General features: G+C 65.3%; 10 protein-coding genes and 1 pseudogene. 6 read left to right on the top strand and 5 right to left on the bottom strand.

Translation table 11 applies throughout. The features are described 5' to 3' along the window. Window positions 1-109 precede the first annotated feature (109 nt). Complete coding sequence (locus DSM100685_RS09675; RefSeq protein WP_152351135.1) at window positions 110-3,901, bottom strand: MSCRAMM family protein; 3,792 nt, start codon at window positions 3,899-3,901, stop codon at window positions 110-112. An 815-nt stretch (window positions 3,902-4,716) separates the two neighbouring features. On the opposite strand from DSM100685_RS09675, the gene DSM100685_RS09670 reads away from it, so the two are divergent. Next, entirely contained in the window at window positions 4,717-5,226 is a 510-nt protein-coding gene (locus tag DSM100685_RS09670) for an ATP-binding cassette domain-containing protein (protein ID WP_152351134.1), read from the top strand. Continuing rightward, the gene (locus tag DSM100685_RS09665; protein WP_152351133.1) at window positions 5,223-5,828 is read left to right on the top strand and encodes an alpha/beta hydrolase; all 606 of its coding nucleotides are present in this window, start codon (window positions 5,223-5,225) and stop codon (window positions 5,826-5,828) included. The genes DSM100685_RS09670 and DSM100685_RS09665 overlap by 4 nt, the downstream gene beginning before the upstream one ends. Window positions 5,829-6,804: 976 nt before the next feature. On the opposite strand, the gene DSM100685_RS10785 is transcribed toward DSM100685_RS09665, so the two are convergent. Together DSM100685_RS10785 and DSM100685_RS09655 are read right to left on the bottom strand one after the other, a co-directional pair. Then, complete coding sequence (locus tag DSM100685_RS10785) at window positions 6,805-11,097, bottom strand: 5'-nucleotidase C-terminal domain-containing protein (protein WP_163201141.1); 4,293 nt, start codon at window positions 11,095-11,097, stop codon at window positions 6,805-6,807. A 155-nt stretch (window positions 11,098-11,252) separates the two neighbouring features. Beyond that, window positions 11,253-12,047, bottom strand: a complete 795-nt coding sequence (locus DSM100685_RS09655; protein ID WP_152351132.1) for a copper homeostasis protein CutC — start codon at window positions 12,045-12,047, stop codon at window positions 11,253-11,255. A 228-nt stretch (window positions 12,048-12,275) separates the two neighbouring features. Here DSM100685_RS09655 and DSM100685_RS09650 point away from each other — a divergent pair, with 228 nt between their 5' ends. The 3 genes from DSM100685_RS09650 (at window position 12,276) to DSM100685_RS09640 (ending at window position 15,931) form a co-directional block, all read left to right on the top strand. After that, window positions 12,276-13,493 carry an ROK family transcriptional regulator gene (locus DSM100685_RS09650; RefSeq protein WP_152351131.1) on the top strand — a complete coding sequence of 406 codons (1,218 nt, stop codon included), beginning with the start codon at window positions 12,276-12,278 and terminating at the stop codon, window positions 13,491-13,493. A 90-nt stretch (window positions 13,494-13,583) separates the two neighbouring features. Continuing rightward, the gene (locus DSM100685_RS09645; RefSeq protein WP_152351130.1) at window positions 13,584-14,480 is read left to right on the top strand and encodes a carbohydrate kinase family protein; all 897 of its coding nucleotides are present in this window, start codon (window positions 13,584-13,586) and stop codon (window positions 14,478-14,480) included. 224 nt (window positions 14,481-14,704) lie between these two features. After that, entirely contained in the window at window positions 14,705-15,931 is a 1,227-nt protein-coding gene (locus tag DSM100685_RS09640) for an MFS transporter (RefSeq protein WP_152351129.1), read from the top strand. A gap of 366 nt (window positions 15,932-16,297) precedes the next feature. Here DSM100685_RS09640 and DSM100685_RS09635 read toward each other — a convergent pair. After that, a pseudogene (locus DSM100685_RS09635) lies at window positions 16,298-17,545 on the bottom strand (AGE family epimerase/isomerase); the annotation flags it as partial. Window positions 17,546-18,479: 934 nt separating this feature from the next. Here DSM100685_RS09635 and DSM100685_RS09630 point away from each other — a divergent pair. After that, entirely contained in the window at window positions 18,480-18,887 is a 408-nt protein-coding gene (locus tag DSM100685_RS09630) for a ribbon-helix-helix domain-containing protein (protein ID WP_152351127.1), read from the top strand. Between the two features lie 79 nt (window positions 18,888-18,966). Here DSM100685_RS09630 and DSM100685_RS11110 read toward each other — a convergent pair whose 3' ends face one another. Continuing rightward, window positions 18,967-19,089 carry a hypothetical protein gene (locus DSM100685_RS11110; RefSeq protein WP_276608029.1) on the bottom strand — a complete coding sequence of 41 codons (123 nt, stop codon included), beginning with the start codon at window positions 19,087-19,089 and terminating at the stop codon, window positions 18,967-18,969. Window positions 19,090-19,381: the final 292 nt, after the last annotated feature.

Genomic DNA, 19,381 nt, shown 5'->3' with positions numbered 1-19,381 from the left:
TCTTCCTTACTTGATTTTCCTTACTTGGATATGTGCATTCCTGCAGCCGCGGAGGGAGGAGCGCAAACAACCCCGCTCCGCGATCCGCAAATCCCTAACACCCCGGACATCAGGCCGCATGACGGCCCCTTCCCCGGGAACGCGGCGCCACCGACGACACAGCCGCCACGGCCATCGCCGCCCGACGCCTGCGCGCGCCCAACGCCGCCCAGGCGACCCCGCCCGCAACCACGAACAGGCCACCCAAGGTCAGCCACGCGCGCGCCGTGCCCAAACCACCCGTATGCGGCAGCACCGCAACCACGCGAATATTGGGGATCGCATTGTCGGTTCCCGCATTCGCAAGCGTGATGGTCGTCTCCTCCTGGTTCGCGCCAAGCGTGAACGTGTACGTCCGCTGCGAGGCCACGTACCCGTCCGGCGCCTTCGTCTCCTCGAGCGTGTAGTCGCCGGGCTTCAACCCCTGCACGGTGATCACGCCAGCCTCGGCGTTCACATCGTTGCCTGCCGGGCAGCCGGACGTGCAGTCCGTCACGTCGATGGTCTCGGTCGCCGGCTGGCCTTTCGCGTCCGTGTAGGAGCGCGTGAGCGTCCAGCTCGACGGGGAGCCGGTGATCAGGGCGTCGGTCGTCTGGTCGGTCTTCCGCCACGTCACCGACACCGGAGCGTTCGCGATCACGCCCGCCTTGTCCGCATCAGCGGTGAACGAGGCGGTCAGCCGCTTGGTGTCGTTGTCCACGGAAACCGTGAACGGGTGCTTGGCAACCGCGTCGGACGGCTTCCAGTACCCCTCCGGAGCCTTGGTTTCCACAAGCGTGTACTCGCCGTTCTGGAACCGCGTCGCGTCCAGGGTGACCGAGAACGAGCCCGCGGCCGGACTGGAATCCGCGCCCGTGCAATCCGACGCCTTCGTGACCTCGCAGTCCGTGATCGCGTCGTAGCCCTGCACCGTCTTCCCCTGCGAGTCGACGATCGTCCATTCGGAGCCCGCGACCGCGGCGCCGCCAAGACCGGTCTTCGACCAGTTCAGTGCACCCGAGATCGGTGCGTCGCCCACGGTCCGCCCGTCCGAACCCACCAGCCCGGTGGCCGGGGACAGCGTCGGGGTCTTCGGCAGGCTGTTGTCCGTCCCGGCCTTGACGATCGTGAACTTGTACTCGGTCTCGTTGAGCTCGTAGCCCACCGGCGGGGTCTTCTCCTTGAGCGTGTACTTGCCCGGGGCCAAGTTGTCCACGGCGATCGACCCGTACACGTTGTTGCCGTCCTTGTCCCTCTCGTTGTCGTTGTCGCGCGGACCGTTGTCGAGGATCTCGACCGACCACTCACCGGTATCTTTGTCGTGGCGCCAGCAGTCGTCGGGCAGCTTGGACTGGTCCTCCGCCTGGCACTGCGCGGGACGCAGGTCGGGCGCCATATACGGGCTCTTCTTCGCGTGGTCCTCGCGGTCCGTCAGATCGTTGTCCGTGGTGGACAGGACCCACGTGGACGGCGTCTCGGTGATCGCCTTGCCGGTCGTGGAGTCGGCCTTGCCCCATTCCATCGAGTACGGGCTGTCGAAGATCACCACGCCGTTCGAGCCGAACCCGCCGCCCGACAGGCGCGCCCCGTTGCCCGTGATCGAGATCTGGGCCGAGTGCTCGGCCGTGTCTTTCGCGGTCCGCTGCTCGTCGGGGGAGCCCGTGAGCACGGCCTTCAGAGCCACGCCACGGTATCCGAACCCATCCTCGTACATGCCCGCGCACTCGGCCTTGGTGGCATCCGTGTAATACAGGCACAGGGTCACGGCATGGTTGTCCGGCTCCTTGATGACGATGGGCACGCTCCCCTCGTTCCCCTCGTGGTATCTCGGCGCGTAGTCGCCGTCCGGATTGCCGTCGGCCGAACCGCCGTCATGCACCTTCACGGACTCGTCGGGCTTTCCGCCGAGCCAACGATCCTGATAGCCGCTCGCGTCCACGTCGGGCGTGCCGTCCCAGTACCAGTCCACGGTCTTCTCGCTGCGGTCCGTGAACCACGTGTCCATCAACTGGAACTTGTTCGCGGGCTTGCCCTTGTGCTTCGGGTTCATGATCGCCAGATCCGCGCCCGCCTCGGTCGGATACTTCGTCTCATCGGGCGAGTTCTCCGTGTTCGCGTCAAGCCCGTCACTCACCTCGTTGTCGAACAGGGCGATGTTGCCGCCCTTCGACGCGGCCGAATTGCCCGACGGGCAGAACCACAGGCCGCCGCCGAAATGGCCGGCCGTGTTCTCGTACGCCACGGCCTTGCTCACGTACGTGGTCGTGTTCTCCTCGGTGTAGATCCCGCCGCCCAGGTAGCCGGACGCGTTGTTCACGTACGAGCCGCCCGTGATGTACGCGGTCGAATCGTTCATCAGGAACACCGCACCGCCCGCGCCACCGGCCGAAATGCTCGAGGCCGGGCCGGTCAGCGTCGTCGTCGGGTCCTTCCTACCCTTAACCAAGGGCTGGTCGATGGACGCCCAGTTGCCCTCGAACAGTGGCTTGACCGCCTGCGCGTCCGCGGAATTGCGGATCCACATCTCGCCCCGCGCCCAGACCGCGCCGCCGCCAGAGCCGAAGTCGCGGGCCCTCGCGTAGTTGCCCTTGAACACGACCCCGCCCTGAATCGTCAGACTGCCGCCGGTCGAGTAAATCGCGCCACCGCCGGATTGGCCGCCGTTGTTTCCGCCGTTGCATGCGTCCTGAGGATTCTTCCCGACCTCCACCGAGCAGTCTCCCGGATCCTGACCGTTGCCGTAGAACTTGCCGCCCGTGACCGACAGGCTGGTCGCGTTCGCGTAGACCGCGCCGCCACCCCTGTTGTCCCCGGCATTCGTGGCCATGTTCCCCTCGAACAGACCCGCGGACACCGACAGCTTCTCCGAACGCAGCGAATAAACCGCGCCGCCGCCCTCGCCGGCGGATTCGTTGTTCCTGAACGTGCCGCCCGCAATGCTCAGGGTGCTTGTGCTTTCCTTCAAATGGAACGCGCCGCCGCCCTGCCCGCCGACGGTGCCGGTCGCCTCGTTGCCTTCGTACAGGCCGCTTTTCACCACGACCGCGCCGCGCGAGTAGATCACGCCGCCGTTCACGGCCGAGTTGCCCTTGAACTCTGGCGCGTCCCCGCCATTCTCGATGCCGAACGTGACGGTCGAACCCGCCTCGGCGCGGAACACGCCACCGCTACCCCCGACGGTCCCGTTACCCGAGAACGTGCCGCCCGTCACCGTCAGGGTTCCCTCAACCTTGGCCAGCGGGCCATCACCCGTCGCGAAGATTTTCTCGTACGAACCACCCGCGATCGTCAGTTCGCCGCCCTCGGCGACATGAAACACGGAAGCCTGACGCGTGACGGCTGCGCCATCGGCGCCCACGCTGGTTAACCCGGCGCCATCCGCAGCGTTCAATGTGACCTTGCGGTCCTTCGCGACCTCGATCGTCGCACCGTCGCCGTCACTCGCCGGAACCGCGATCTTCGCGGCCAACGTAACCACGGCAGCCGAAGCGTCCGCGAAACAAGCCTTCAGCGTCGCCCACGTCGTCGCATCGCAGGAACCGGCCGCGGCAACCGCCGCGGGAGCGTTCTCCGGCTGCGCGGACGCGGCGGCGCCGGAGGAAATGGAGTACTGGGCCGTCGGGGTTTGCGGGGAGACCGCATTCGCCACGGCACCGGAGTCCGAGACGTCCGCGGCACCGGCGGATCCGGTCGCACTGGGCGACGCGGACGACGCAGTTTCGGCCGCCGCCGGGGAGGATTCCGGCGACACGCTCTGGGAAGGCGAAGCGGAAGCGGACGCCACCGGCGTGGCCGCGGGCTGGCCCGCCCACGCGTAGCCCACGGTGCCCACGCCCATCGCTACCGCGACCAGAGCGGCCAACGGCCCGCGCCAGCGCCTCATGTTCCTATGCGACTTCAAACCCATATCAGCCATCCCGATCCTGATCGTTCCCGATCAAAATCAAACGTTTCAAATCGCTTCTATGATTACCCCCCAAGACTTCCGGCTCCCCCGTTCTGCTTTCGTTGCAATTCCAAGGTTTTCAGGAGTTTGACCAACGATTGAACAATCCAATCGGGGAATGTTCACCCCGATTCATCCAAAGATCGGGTGGCCATGCCAACGCCCCGGACCGGTCGCCATTCCAGAGCGCTTCGCCGTGTCACCCATCACGCCGCACACCCCGACGAGAAAACCGAGCCGCCACTTGAAAAAGCCAGTGCGAATCATTTGAAAAATCGAGTCTGGATCATTTGCAAAAGCCAGTGCGCCCCCTGCGCAGCACACGGCAGGAAACGCTGTTCCGACACGGAACAGAACAGCATTGCAAAGACATCCGATGCAAGTTCGTCGAACGCTCAAGCGGATCCACGGACCCACAGGAGAGCTGCCGCTACGCGAAAGGCCATGTCAAAGCGCGAACCCGGCAAACGGGTTGACGGCAAATATCCAAGCGGCGTCGACGGCATCGCGCCCGTCAGAACATCTCAATGTCCTGCGCAATCGCATTGACGGCGTCGTTGAGATGCCCGAACCGCCGTTCCGTCCCGGCATGCGAACCGGATGCGACGGCTCGATCCCTCAAAGCCAGACAGCTCCGCGGCATCGGCAATCACGACGGGATCATGATATTGTTAAAAGTGTTTATTTTGACATTTTTAACATGTTAAAAATGTCAAATACGACATTTTCAACACCATGTGCGGAGCGGGCGAATGCGGAGGAAGATCGACGAGCAGCTGGCATGGTGGAAGGGCTCGCCACGCCGCACACCACTGGTGCGCCAGCGCAAAATCCGCAACGCCAAGGACGGAAGCAAAATCGCCGGGCAACTGCTGGAACAAGTAAAACTCGATCCCCAGCTTCTCAACGCGAAAACCCGCAATCTGTCCGGCGGACAAATCCAGCGAGTCGCCATCGCCCGTGCGCTCTCCTGTCGGCCGAAGCTTATCCTTCTCGACGAACCGGTATCCGCACTGGACGTGCTCGTGCAGGAAAAAGTCATCGATCTGCTGAACACGCTCAAACGGCAACTGCAACTCACCTACGTATTCGTCAGCCACGACATCGGCGTAATCCAAAACATCGCCGACCGCATCGCCGTCATACACCAAGGCCGCATCGTCGAACTCGGTCCTACCGGCCAAGTCCTTACCAACCCCAGCAGCAAATACACCCGGCAGCTCATCGACAGCATCCCCGGAAAACGAAACGAAACCCTATGATCCTCACATCCTTCAGCCACGTCGACACCGACCCCGCCCAGCCTTTGTACATCATGTTCCACGGATACGGCAACAACGAGCGGGAAATGATTCGCGTCATCACCGCGATTGACCCGCACGCCAGCTACATCTCCTACCGGTCCGGTCTGGAACGCCCCTACCTTGGCGGGGGCTCATGGTTCACGGCCCCGGATCGGCACGATACATGGGCAGCCGAAGCCGATCGAATAGGCGAGCACGTCACCGCCCAGCTCCACTCGCCTCTATACGATCGGCGGCGGAAAATCCTCATCGGCTTCTCCCAAGGCGCCTACCTGTCATGGCGCATCGCCGCCACGCACCCCGGCTTCTATGCAGGCGCGGTCCTCCTCGCACCGCCGTTCCCCAGCTATGAGACCACGCTTACGCCCGAGAACTCTCCGGTGCGCTACCACCTCGCGTACGGGGAAGAAGACGACGTCATTCCGCAGGATGAGCAGGAACGCGCTCGTCGCTGGGTCTCTGCAACACCTTCGCATCTCATCAGCAGCATTCCAAACCTGAAACACGGGATCTCGGACGAGGAGCTGACGGAGGTCGGACGGTTTCTATCCATTGGATGATGGATGACCGACCATGCGTTCACGCGCCGGTCATCCATCTTATTTTCCTTTCCCAAGGGTCCGACGATCCCGAGGAAGACAGGTCCTAAGTCACGGCCAATGCTGCCTCGCGGCAATGTGGATCATACAGCCCGCTTCGCATACCGCAACGATTCCACACCACGGATAGATCTGAACTGCCTGCAGACGGTCAGCGGACCGAATTCGCGGCGAAGCCCGTCAACATCCATCTGGTCAACGCCTTCGACCGTTCGACCGGGCTCCCCTGCGGCTTTCCGCGGTCATGTACGCTCAGCCATGCACCCGACCACGGAAGGCCGGGATTCCTTTCGAAATCCGCGTCATTCCAACGCCGCCCGGAGTAATTAGTGCCTTCCGTGGTCGGCATACGGCCACGTCTGACCACGGAACGCTCATATTCCCCGCGCGAATGACGGAATTCCAACGCCGCCGACCGAAAACCGCCCATTCCGTGGTCAAGACGCGCGCGGCGGAAGCCAATTCCGTGCCCGGCATCATCTCCCTTGACAAGGAAACCCGTACATTTGCCCCGATAAGTGCGGAATTCCAACGATGACACCCAAAATATGCCGCTTTATTTGTCATCCAAGCGCTTGGGGCTGCCCGCACCACCTGCGTCCGCAGTCACCGGCCGTATGCCTCGATGCGTCGACGCGCCCCAACCGACAAGGGAAGGCTGACTTTTCCGGAACAATGACGGCATTCCAACGGCATCATTCAAAAATCCGCCATTCCCTTGTCACTCGCATAGGTCACCCGCACATACGGCCCGCGCGCATGACCGTCACATACGACGCAAGGGCCGCGCACGGGACATTCCCCATGCGCGGCCCTTGAATCACAGACCGACCGGATCAGTCAATCAATTGCCCGGTCGACCGTCAGGAGTCCGTCCGGCTGCCGATCGACCCCGGATTCCCTGAATCCTCATTCAATCGGCGACCGGATTGGCAGGTCAGGCGCGGCGACGAAGCGCGAGGGCTCCACCGGCCGCGGCCAGCACGATCGCCGCAATCGCGACCACGGTCACGCTGGCACCCGTACGGGCCAGGTTCGCCTGCTGCTTGCCGGAGTTCCGATCGGCGTTCACCGGCTGCTGACCGTTGCCGGACGGCTGGCCGCCTTGACCGTTTCCGTTCTGATCATTCTGACCGCCATTGCCCTGCTGGCCATTCTGGCCGTTGCCCTGTTGGCCGTTGTCGGACGGCTGACCATTCTGACCATTCTGGCCACCCTGACCGTTCTGATCGTCCGACCCATTCGGCTTGCCGGAAGGCTCATCGGACGGAGTACCTGACGGCTTGTCGGACGGCTTTCCGGCCGGCGGCACGTCCTGACCGCCGGGCTGCTCGGCCTCGGCCCTCTTCAGCCCGCTCTGCGCCTTGGTCAGGGCGTCGGCGGCCGCGTCGATCCGCTGCTGGGTGGCCGACTGGTCGGAGAGCGCCTTCTTGGCATCCGCGAGCGCCGCGGCGAACGCGTCCCAGGATTCCTTGGTGTATCCGTCGGACTTGAGCGCGGACGCCGCGTCCACGGCGGCCTGCAGCTTGCCGCGATCCACCTTGCCCGGCTGGTTCGGCTGGTTCGGCTGCTCCTGGGCGGCGACGGTGATCGGCAGGGTCACCACGGTGCCGTCGGTCTGCCCGGTCACCACAAGCGTGGCGTCGCCGGAGGCCAGTCCGGCGGGCACGGTCACGGTGAGTGCGGCGGCGTCGTCCTTCACGGCGGCCTGGCCGACCTCGGCATCGCCGATCTTCGCCACGAGGCGGGTTTCGGCGGGCACCCCCAGCGAGGTGAGCGTGAGCTTGGAGAAGTTCAGCGTGAACGAGTCGCCGGCCTTCACGGCGGTTCCGTCCGCGGGCACGCCGGTCACGGCCACGGCGCGGCGGTCGTAGCGCGGCTTGAGCGGCGAATTGGCGCCGATGTACTCGATCCACGCGTCGCGGTCCACCAGACCGGTGTCCTTGGTGTCCTTGCCGACCGCGAAGGCGCGGAAGTTGTCGCCACCCTGCAGCAGGAAGCTGAACGAGCCGATGCGGTAGTCGCGGTTCGGGTCAAGCGGTTCGCCGTTCACGGTCACCGAGGTGATGTGGTGGCCCTGCTCGGCGTTCGGATCGTACGTGTAGCTCACGTTGTGCGACAGGCCGAGCTGCAGGTACGGGCGGGACGGGACATTGCCGTCGGCGTCCAGCTGCCACTGCTGCTCCAGCGCCTCCTTGAACTGCGCGCCGGTGAGCGTGGTGGTCCACAGGTTGTTGAGGAACGGCAGCACGGCGTTGGCCTGCGCGTAGGTGATGGAGCCGTCCGCGGCGAGCGCGCATGCGCCGTTGGCGCCGGTGCGGCACAGTTCGGCCCTGAGGCCGCCCGGGTTCACCACGCCGATCTCGGCGCCGCCGCGGTCCTTGGAGGACAGGGACGCGAGCAGCGAGTCGGCCACGAGGTTGCCGAGCGTGGATTCGGAGGCGCGGTCGTCGCGCTTGCCGTCCTTGAACGCGGTGGTGATGTCCGCTGCGACGGATCCGACCTTGACCTGCCCCTTCTCGTCGGCCACCTTGAGCGCATCGTCCACGATCGTCTTGACCTTGGCGACGGTGGCGTCCCCGGCCGCGAGCTCGGCGTCGAAGTCGGCCGGGTCGGTGCCCTCGGGCGCCGCGAGGGACGCCACGTTGCCGGACTTCTCGTAGGTCACCTTGCGGGTCTTCGTGTCGTAGCCAAGCACCACCTGCCCGACGTTGGCGGCGTAGCTTCCGGTCTGGATGATCGGGCGTCCGTCCTTGGCCGGGTCGGTGTAGGAGTACTTCATGTGGGTGTGCGCGGTGAAGATCACGTCCACCTTCGGATCGGTCCCGTCCACGATCTCCTTGAACACCGGGCTGGCGGCCTTCTGCTCGTCGAGCGTGGGCTTGCCGGTCTCGTCGTCCTCGTTGGAGGGGGCGCCCTCGTGGTATTCGGCCACGAGCACGTCGGCCTCGCCGTTGGATTCGTCGCCGTCGGTGAGCTGGCGGACCACGCGGTTGACGGCGTCCACCGGGTCGCCGAAGTTCAGGTTGGCGATGCCGCCGGGTGAGACGAGCGTGCTGGTTTCCTGGGTGACCGCGCCGATCACGCCCACCTTCACGCCGTTCACGTTCTGGATGCTGTATTCGGGCAGGGCGGGCTTGCCGGTGTCCTTGAACGTCACGTTCGCGCCGAGGTAGTCCCACTGGGCGTTGCGCTTGCCGGTCGCCTTGTCGGTGATGACGCGGTTGACGAGGTCGTCGTAGCCCTGGTCGAACTCGTGGTTGCCCACGGCGGAGGCCTTCACGCCGAGCGCGTTGAGCACGTCGATGGTGGGCTGGTCGCGCTGCACGGAGGAGCTGAACAGCGAGGCGCCGATGTTGTCGCCGGCGGCCAGCAGCAGGGAGGAGTTCGGGTATTCGCCCTTCAGCTGCTGGATGGTGGCGGCGAACGGCACGGTGAGCCCGGCGTCGATGCGGCCGTGGAAGTCGTTGAAGTTGAGCAGGTTGACGGTTCGCTTCGTGGATTCGGCCTCGATGTAGCCCTGTCGCAGCGAGTGGCCGCCGGTCACGCCGTCGTCCGCCCAGAAGACGGGCTTGTAGGTCTTGCCGTCCTCGCCGCCGGCCACGGTGGCGGCCTCGGCGTCGGGGGTGATGGCGAAGCCCTCGGTGTTGCCGGAGGCGATCTCGTCCGGGGTGGCGGTCAGCTTGGTGAGCGCCAGCGTGCCGTCGTCCTGGAACTCGTAGGTGGCGAGCATCGCCTTGGTGGGCTTCTCGTCGGCGCCGATGGTGTTGTCGCCCTCGGCGAGCAGCTGGTTGTGCTCGGCGTCCCACGTCAGGTCACGCGGACCGGAGTAGCCGGCGTTGGCGGCGGCCTCGGGCAGCGGGAACTGGGAGACCGGGAACACGAGGTCGTTGCCGTTCACGGTTTCGAGCGCGAACGCGTAGATGGCGTTGGTCTTCTCCAGCGCCACGAAGAACAGGCCGCCGTAGTCGTTGCCGAAGCCGTCCGGGTTGTATTCGCCCACGCGGTCCGGGTAGAGGTTCACCTTGAAGTGCTTCGCGGTGAGCACGTCGTCCGGCACGAACGCCACGCCTTCGACGCCCAGATTGGCGTCGTCGCCGTGCTCGAGCCGCACGCCGAACTGGCTCAGCGCGGCGACGAGGTTCCATTCGTGGGTGGCGGTGAGGTCCTGCGCCCCGTCGCCGTTCGCGTCCGCGGTCTTGGCGGTCACGTCGTAGCTGAGGATGGACGGGCGCGGCACCTTCTTGTCTTCGTTGTCGCGCTCGGCGCCGACGAACACGCCCTTGGACGGGTCGGCCTTGCCGTCCTTGCCGGGCAGGAGGGTGATGGCCTCGGAGTCCACGCCGCCCTTGCCGTCCTTGAAGTGCAGCTGCTTGCCGCCCTTGGCCTTGCCGTCCTTGGTGAAGCTCCAGCCGTCGTTCGGGTCCTGCTGCCACTTGCCGTCGAGGTAGACGAACTTGTTGATGGCGCCCGGCCCCTTCGGGCCGGTGATGCCGAGCGTGGGGTTGAGGTCGTTGTCCGCGGCCCACAGGGTGCCGGGGGCGCCGTCCGCGCCGGGCTGGTAGGCCAGTCCGGACAGGTTGCCGTCGGTGTGCTCGCCGGTGACCTGACCCGCGCCGAATTCGTCGACGCCGTCGATGGCGGTCACGGCGTCCAGTCCGGGCCACGCGGCCACGTCCAGCTTCTCGCCGGAGGGCTGGTCCGGGTTGCCGGCGTCGCCTTCCTTGGTCATGCCGTCGGCGTCGGTGTTGGCCACGTAGACGGCGTTCTTGTCGTCGCCGGACCAGCCGAAGCCGAGCAGCTGCTTGCCGGACGGGTCGTATACGCGGACCTGATCCTCCTTGCCCAGTCCGATGCCGGCGAGCTTATCGAGGTTGAAGGACGCCTCGCCGGAGGCTTCGATCACGGTGCCGGCGGGGACCGTGTACGTATGGTCCGCGGAGTCCTTGTCATCGCGGATCAGCCAGCCGGAGATGTCGACTGGCTTGGCGTTCTTGGATCCGAGTGTGACGGTGTCGGTGCCGACGTCGATCCGCTTGAGGAAGACGGCGGTCCCCTCGTCCTTGATGATGTCGCCGCCAACGGCGTCCTTGTTCTCCTTGGCGGTGGCCGTCGCGGCCGTCTGCTGCGGATCGGCGGCGTAGACCGCGGCCGCCGGGATGGCCCCCAGCGGCACGATCATCGCGGCCGAGAGCAGCAGGCCCTCGAGGCGTCGTGAGATGCGTGGCATGATTCCCCCCTACTTCGTGTTCGCGGACCGTCCCTTGTCCATGACGAATCCTCTTCCCCCGCCACGCTAGGGGCGCGAAACGAACGGTTCAGGTCGGGAGTCTGAACGCCGGGAAAACTCACGGGAAATTCACAGGCGGGCCCGGACGCCGCCGATCACCGCCCGTGGACGGCGTTCACCACGGCCCGCACCCATTCGCGGTCGGTGCGTTCGATGACCGGATCGTCGCCGCTGCCGCCGGGGCCGCCGTCCGAGGCGACGATCACGCGCGCGGACAGGTGGATGGACGGCACGCCGGTGTCGAGCACGGGACGGACCAGATCGGGGGTGATGTGCCCGACCGCCATGATGTCGATGCGCCCGGCGGCGTGGCAGACCAGCTCGTGGAGCCGGCCCAGACCGTCCTGCACGCGGGACGCGCCGCCGGAGGTGAGCACGCGGGTGTAGCCCATGTCGCGCAGGATGTCGAGGGAGCCGAACGGGTCGTTCACCATGTCGAACGCGCGGTTGAACGTGACCGAGACGTGCCGGCCGCAGCGCTCCCCCTCGTCCTTGGCGGCCTCGTACAGCTTCTTGGCGAAGGCCACGTCGAGGTTGCCGTACTTGTCCAGCGCGCCGACGACCACGCCGGAGGCGCCGGCGAGGATGGACGAACGCACGTCGGCGAGCATCACGCGCTTCTCCCCCTCGTCGTACACGAAGTTGCCGCCGCGCGAGCGGATGCGGGCCTGCACGCCGAGCCGCACGCCCACGTGCGAGCACAGCTGGATGAGGCCGAAGCTCGGAGTGATGCCGCCCGTGGCGCCCATGGCCGTGCACAGCTCCACGCGGTCGGCACCCTCCTCGCGCGCCACCTTCGCGCCGTCGACGTCCTGCACGATGATCTCCACCCTGGGCGCGGCCCCGTTATATTGCGCCTGCGCGTCGCTCCAACGATCCGTCGTATTCATGGTTCCATCTCCATTGCGTTCTTCATTGAACAATCCGTCACCTGAGTGTACACAGCATATCCCGAACCGGTTCGCCGCCGACCATTTTCGGCGCGTCCAACGCAATTTCAGCGCGACACGCCGATGAAATCGCTCTCACTCCACCGATTTGCACCGTAGAGTTAACCCAGTTAATATATGAACCAAGTTCAGATTCAACGACGAGCGGACAGGCAAGGAGGCTGCACGATGAACATCACCGCAAACACGCACGCGAACACCGTCGCCGCCATGTCCGAAACCAACCGCTCCAACATCCTGCAGCACCTCTACCACCACGGCGTCAGCTCGCGCGCCCAGATCGCCAAGGCGCTGGAGCTCACCCCCGCCGCCATCACCAAGATCACCGCACGGCTCATCGAAGCCGGCGTGATCGAGGAGACCGGCGACATGGAGGGCATGAAGAACCGACGCTCCATCGGCCTGAACCTCGACGTCCACCGGTTCCACGTGATCGGCGTCAAGTTCGCCCGCTCGCTGGTGCAGATCGGCGTGTTCGACCTCGCCGGCGCGCCCCTGAGCCTCGAAACGCTGCCCACCGTCCACGACGACACCATCGCCGAAACCATCGCGGACATCCACCGCCGCGTCGAGCGCCTCATCGCCGCCGACGCGCGCATCGTGGCCGTCGGCATGGCGGTCCCCGGCCCCTATCTGCGCAAGGTCGGCCGCATCGCGGTCGTCTCCGGCATGCAGGGCTGGCGCAAGGTCAACTTCATCGAGGAGTTCCAGCGCGCCTTCGCCGTGCCGGTGTTCATCGAGCACGACGCCCGCGCCGGCGTGCTCGCCCACAGCCTGTTCGACCCGGACTGCCCGCTCGAGGACGATCTGGCCTACTACCTCATCGGCGAGGGCGTCGGCCTCGGCGTGATCGAGCACGGCCAGCTCGTCAACGGCGCGATCGGCGCCGCCACGGAGATCGGCCACATCAGCATCGACGTCAACGGCCGCCCCTGCGACTGCGGCAACCGCGGCTGCCTCGAGCGCTACTGCTCCGCGAGCGCCATCCACGCCATGCTCGTCGAGGACGGCGAGATCGTCCGCGGCGCCGCCGAGCTGACCCACGCCGAGGCCTGCGCCCGCCTGTTCGCGGCCTGCGACGCCGGCGACGGGCGTGCCGTGGCCATGGTCCGCGAGATCGGCCGCTACGTGGGCTACGGCTGCGTCACCATCTTCAACGCCTACAACCCCAAGCGCATCATCATCGGGGACATCGTCGCCGGCGGCGGCCGGGTGCTGCTCGACGAGGTGCGCCGGGTCGCGGCGGAGCGCGCGATCCCCGAGATCGTCTCCAGCACGGCCATCAGCCTCTCCGGCCTCGACGCGGACGCCACCGTGGCGGGCGCGGCGGCCGTGGCGGTGACCCAGTTCCTCGAACGGCCATCATTATTCTTCGACGTCACCTGACAAGCGGCGTCCGTGCGGGTCGCCGAGCCAGACGAGACCGCACGCCATAAACGTCAATCGATATAACCACCACCTAGGAAAGGAAACCCCATGTCCAAGCCCATCGTTCTGTCCCTCGGCGAACTCCTGTGGGATATGCTGCCCTCCGGCAAGCGCGCCGGCGGCGCCCCCGTGAACTTCGCCTACCACGCGATGATGAACGGCGCGGACGGCTGGTCGATCAGCGCCGTCGGCGAGGACGAGCTCGGCGACGAGCTCCTCGTCGAGGCGGAGAAGGCCGGCATCCACACCATCATCCAGCGCAACGCCTGGCCCACCTCCACCGTCGAGGTCGCCCTGAAGAACGGCATCCCGGAGTACACCATCGTCAAGGGCGTCGCCTGGGACCACCTGCTGCTCACCCGCCAGCTCATCGAGGTCGTCGAGCAGGCCGACGCCGTGTGCTTCGGCACCCTGGCCCTGCGCTCCCCCGAGACCCACGACACCATCATCGAGCTGCTCAAGCACACCAAGGCCGGCGCGATGAAGTTCTTCGACATCAACCTGCGCGGCGACCACTACTCCAAGGAGCTCATCGAGGAGCTGCTCGGCTACGCCACCGTCTTCAAGATCAACGACGCCGAGCTGCTGCTCCTGCGCGACATGTTCGACATCCGCGGCACCTCCGACGACGACGCCTGCCGCTGGTTCATGTCCAACTACGGCCTGGACTACATCATCCTGACCGGCGGCTCCACCTTCTCCACCATCATTTCCAAGAACGGCGAGTCCTCCACCCTGGCGACCCCGCACGTCGAGGTCGTGGACACCGTGGGCGCGGGCGACTCCTTCTCCGGCACCTTCACCGCCCGCACGCTGCTCGGCGACCCGCTGGCCGAGGCCCACAAGAAGGCCGTCAACACCGCCGCCTTCGTGTGCACCCAGAACGGCGCGTGGCCCCAGTACCCGGAGCAGATCCCGGATTACCTCGCCGAAGCGGCCGAGTGATCCGACTCCGTCACACAAACCGGTGAGGGGACGGGCGGAAGGCCGACTGCCCGGCCAGCCATCCGCTCCTTCACCGTGTCGGATCCATTCCGCGGATCCATGAATTCGGACGCCTCGTCTTCGCTGTGGGCGACGGCGCCTTTGCGTGAGCCATGCCTTCTGCCGGGCCGGCCCGCGCGTCACAGCGGCAAAAGGGAAACAACAACAATTCAAGGGAAACAACAATGAGCAACGAAACCTCCAAGACCGCGAATGCCGGTCTGAAGGCCATCATCCCGGTGATGTTCGCCTTCTTCGTCATGGGCTTCGTCGACCTGGTCGGCACCGCGACGAACTACGTCAAGGCCGAGTTCACCCTGGCCGACGGCACCGCGAACCTGTTCACCACCATGGTGTTCTTCTGGTTCCTCATCTTCTCCGTGCCCACCGGCATGCTGATGAACAAGATCGGCCGCCGCAAGACCGTCCTGTGGTCCATCCTGGTCACGCTGGTCGCCATGGCCCTGCCGATCATCGCCTACACCGTGTTCGAGGGCACTCCCCGACTGGTCCTGATCGTCGCCTCCTTCGCCTTCCTCGGCATCGGCAACACCCTCATGCAGGTGTCGCTCAACCCGCTGCTGACCGTGTTCGTCAAGGGCGACAAGCTCGCCTCCACGCTCACCACCGGCCAGTTCGTGAAGGCCTTCGCCTCCCTGTTCGCCCCGTACATCGCCATCTGGGGCGCCAACAAGCTCGGCATGTGGTGGATCCTGTTCGTGATCTACTTCGTCGTCGGCATCGTCGGCTACATCCTGCTCGCCTTCGACAAGATCGAGGAGCCCGCCCCCGACGCCGGCACCACCACCATCGCCAAGTGCTTCAAGCTGCTCGGCGACCCGATCATCCTGCTGTGCTTCCTGGGCATCATCTCCCACGTCGGCGTCGACGTCGGCATCAACGCCCAGGCCCCGCGCATCCTCACCGAGCACACCGGCGACCAGTTCACCGCCATCGCCGCCACCGCCACCATGGTCTACTTCATCGCCCGCATGATCGGCTGCTTCACCGGCGGCATCGTGCTGCAGAAGATGAGCAACAAGACCGGCGTGCGCATCTGCGGCGCCATCATGACCCTGTCCGCCATCTGCTTCGCGATCTTCACCCTGTCCACCTCCAACCCGCCCGTGTGGCTGTTCTGGACGGCCGTGGCGCTCGTGGGCTTCGGCAACTCGAACGTGTTCTCGCTGTTCCTGTCCCACGCCCTCATGTACCGTCCGGAGCGCCAGAACGAGATCTCCGGCCTCATGCTCATGGGCCTGATCGGCGGCGCCATCTTCCCGCCCATCATGGGCGTGGCGGCCGACGCCATGGGCCAGTTCGGCGGCATCCTCGTGATGGCCGTGGGCTGCGTCTACGTGCTCGTGGTCGGCGTGTTCTACAAGGTGCTCGAGGGCTCCAAGAAGGCCTGATCCGGCTTTCTCCGCCCGGAATCGCCCTAGTCGCGCTGATTTTGGCTCCCCTGCAATCCGCGGGGGAGCCTTTTTCGTTGGCCTTTTGCCGCCTCGGGAGCGCGCGCATAAAAAAAGAACCCCGGACCTTCTGCCTCGGTCCGGGGTCCCGGCTGGCCCGGCGTCAAGCGAACGGTGGGAAAGGGAACACAACAAAGAACCCTCCGCCCGGCGCCGGGCAAGTGCTGTGGGCCCATGCGGGCCGGCGGGTCACATGCAGCTCATGATGGCCCACGCCACGTTGGCCGGGAAGCGGCCGATGTCGAAGTGCAGCTGACGGGCCGTGGCGTTCGCGCCCGGGGCCGCGGCGATGCCGTCCACACGGGCCTTGAGGGCCGGCGCGACGGACACGGCCGGGTCGAGGCGCGCGATGAGCGTGGACTGGAACGCGTGGTACAGGTCCGACTTGCCCGGCCACACCGTGCCGATGACCTTGTTGTTGAGGTCCAGCTGGTGGAACCAGGAGCCGAGCTTGTGATCGATCACGCAGTCGTCGGCGTACTGCCAGAAGCGCGCGTACCACTCGCGGTACTCGTCCTTGCCGGTGACCTTGGCCAGCGTGGCGGAGGTGTTGATGCCCTCGGCGAGCGTCCAGTGCATGCGGTCGGTGACGACCGGCACGCCGTTCCAGTCGGTGGTGTAGGCGAGACCCGGCTTGCCGCCCTCGCAGGTGCCCCAGCCGTCCTTGACCGCGCGGTCGAACAGGTGCTCGGCCACGTCGATCAGGCGCTTCTTCCCGGCCTCGTCGATCGACTTGGAGCTCAGCGCGTACTGGGTGATCAGGCGGGCCCATTCGATGCCGTGGCCCGGGGTGGCGCCGTACGGCTTGAACTGGTCATCCTTGTGGTCGGCGTTGTACTCGAGCTGCGGCTGCCAGTCGGCGGAGAAGTGCTCCGGGATGCGCCACTGGTTGTTCTCGGCCCATCCGGCCACGTGGCCGATGATGCGGCCGGCCTTGTCGCGGAAGGATTCGTCCTTGAGCACGTCCGCCAGCGCGAGGAACGCCTCGGTGGTGTGCATGTTGGCGTTGATGCCGCGGTACGGGTCGAGCTCGGTGAACTCGGTGTTCCACATGTCGACGGTCAGCCCCTCGTCCTCGCGCCAGAAGCGCTTGAGGAACGTGTCGACGGCCTCGTCCAGCAGCGCCTTGGCGCCCGGGCGACCGGCCAGCAGCGCGCTGGACGCGGCGAGCATCACGAAGGCGTGCGCGTAGCAGACCTTGCCGGGAACGTGGGTGCCGTCGAGGAACACCTGCGGGTACCAGCCGCCGTTCTCGTCGTCGTGCAGCGGACCGATCAGGCCCTTGAGCGCGGCGTCCGCCAGCTCCTCGCTGCCGGGGTGGCCGAGCATGGCGCCCATGGAGTACACATGCGCCATGCGGCTGGTGATCCACGTCTCCACGCCGTGCGACGGGTCGGTGGTGCCGTCGGCGTTGAGCCACAGGGAGCCGCCGTTCGGCGCTGGGAAATTGTGGCCGAACGCGAGGAGATCCTCGCCCGCGGCCTTGAGAAACTCACGGTTTTCGTCCGTGCCCAGCTGGTACGCCGCCGGGTCGGTCTGATGCGCAATGGCCATGATCGTGGTCCTTTCACCGTTGAAATTCTTGGACTTGCCTGGGGAACCTTGCGGTTCCGTTTGATGTTTCATATCATATGAAACCGCTTTCATTTAAGCAAGTTAACACTTTTCACACTGCGTCTATTTTCGTTGCAAATTCAATATTTTAGGCATGACAAAAGATTTCATGAAAGCGTAATCAAAGACTATCATTTCGGCGTGTCGCGGGCGCGCTGCCGACACATCGGCGGCTGCCCCGCCCGCCCGCAACCTTCGGCCGCACGCCCGTCCGCGTGCTCCGCCCACGCGTCCACCCATACTCCCGTCCGCACGCCCGTCCGCACGCCCACTCCGTCCGAAATCACCCGTTTCGTCCGTGACCATCCATCCGCGCCCGCCGACGAGCGCCTGCGGCAACGACCATTCAGCCGACGCCATCAGCGCACTTCACCCACATTCGACCACAGGCCTCCGCGGAATTGACCCACGTCCGCGACTCCCCCACCATGGACGCAACCGTTCGGCCGCGGACGGTCCGCAAGGAAGGGGAATCACCATGGCGACATGCCGAAGAAACACGCGTAAGCGTCATTTACGTCATACACAATCATGCATATTCAGTTTGAAGACATTGTCTATTCTTGAATATCGTCATATAATAATCTTGTCGGTGACGCCATGAAGGTCTCGGTTCACCCCAGAATCCACGAGCGCCATCCCGACGTCACCGACGAAGACGTGTACTCGGCGTGGATCAGCTGCGTCAAGTCAAGCATCCGACCGGATACGCGTGGCCTGATCGGATTGGGATATGACTTGAGGGGGCGATGCTGGAGTTCATCGCCCACCACGGCGACACAGATGCGTGGGTCATCTACCACGCCATGAAATGCACGAAGAAAACACTGCGGGAGCTTGGACTCCAATCCCCGCGCAATCCAAGGAGCGCACAATGACCACGCACAATGGCAAGCAATCCGACAAAGACGACACGTCGCCGCAAGGCACACCCGTCATTCTGGAGGACGGAACGGTGTTCCATAACGCCGACGGTTCGGTGTGGACCGAAGAGGAACTGGAAGCCCAAGCGGAAGCCTTTGAACGCGGAGAGTGGCCGAAGCCGGGCGAATGGGGACCCGTGACAGACGGTCTGCCGCCCGAAGCCCGCGGCCCGGTGGAATTCGTCAGTCTGCGCGGCCGCCCGAAGATCGCCCCGCAGGAAAGCGAGCCGGCGGAAACGGTGTCGTTCAAACTGCCGCACGCACAGCTGGAGAAGCTGGACCGCGTCGCCAAGGCGCATGGCCGCACACGTTCCGAGCTGCTGCGACTCGCCGTGGACCGCGTCCTCGAGTTCGCCTGAAAGTTCGCCTGATCCGACCGCCGACCAACCGCCCGTCCTCGCCGACCAGCCATATACGCCGATCAGCCACATACACTGATCAGTCAGCGTCACAGCCCGCCTCGCCATCATGCGTTTCAACGCCGCGCGCCTCGGCACTGGATTCGCTCAATCCGCAAACACCACACTGCGGATTGAGCGAATCCAGTGCGCCGGTGCCCATTTTTCGCACCTCACGCATCCAATTCGCTCAATCCGTGAATATCAAGACCTGGAATGAGCGAATCCAGTGCGCTGACACTTTATTTTCGTGCCTCGCGCACTCGATCCGCTCAATCCGTTGTGCACAACCTACGGATTGAGCGAATCCAGTGCGCTGACACCCATTTGGGGGTGCGGACGAAAAGTTGGACGCTTTGGCGTCCGGATTGGAGTCCGCAATGTACCGCAAGGACGTCAAGCGCATGGTCGTCGGCCTGTTCTACGACGACCGCATCAACGCGCCCGAGATCATC

It is taken from the genome of Bifidobacterium avesanii (genome assembly GCF_009299475.1).
Taxonomy (GTDB): Bacteria; Actinomycetota; Actinomycetes; order Actinomycetales; family Bifidobacteriaceae; genus Bifidobacterium; species Bifidobacterium avesanii.
The sequence above is the reverse complement of the archived record's forward strand: the minus strand, read 5'-3'. Positions and strand labels throughout refer to the sequence as shown.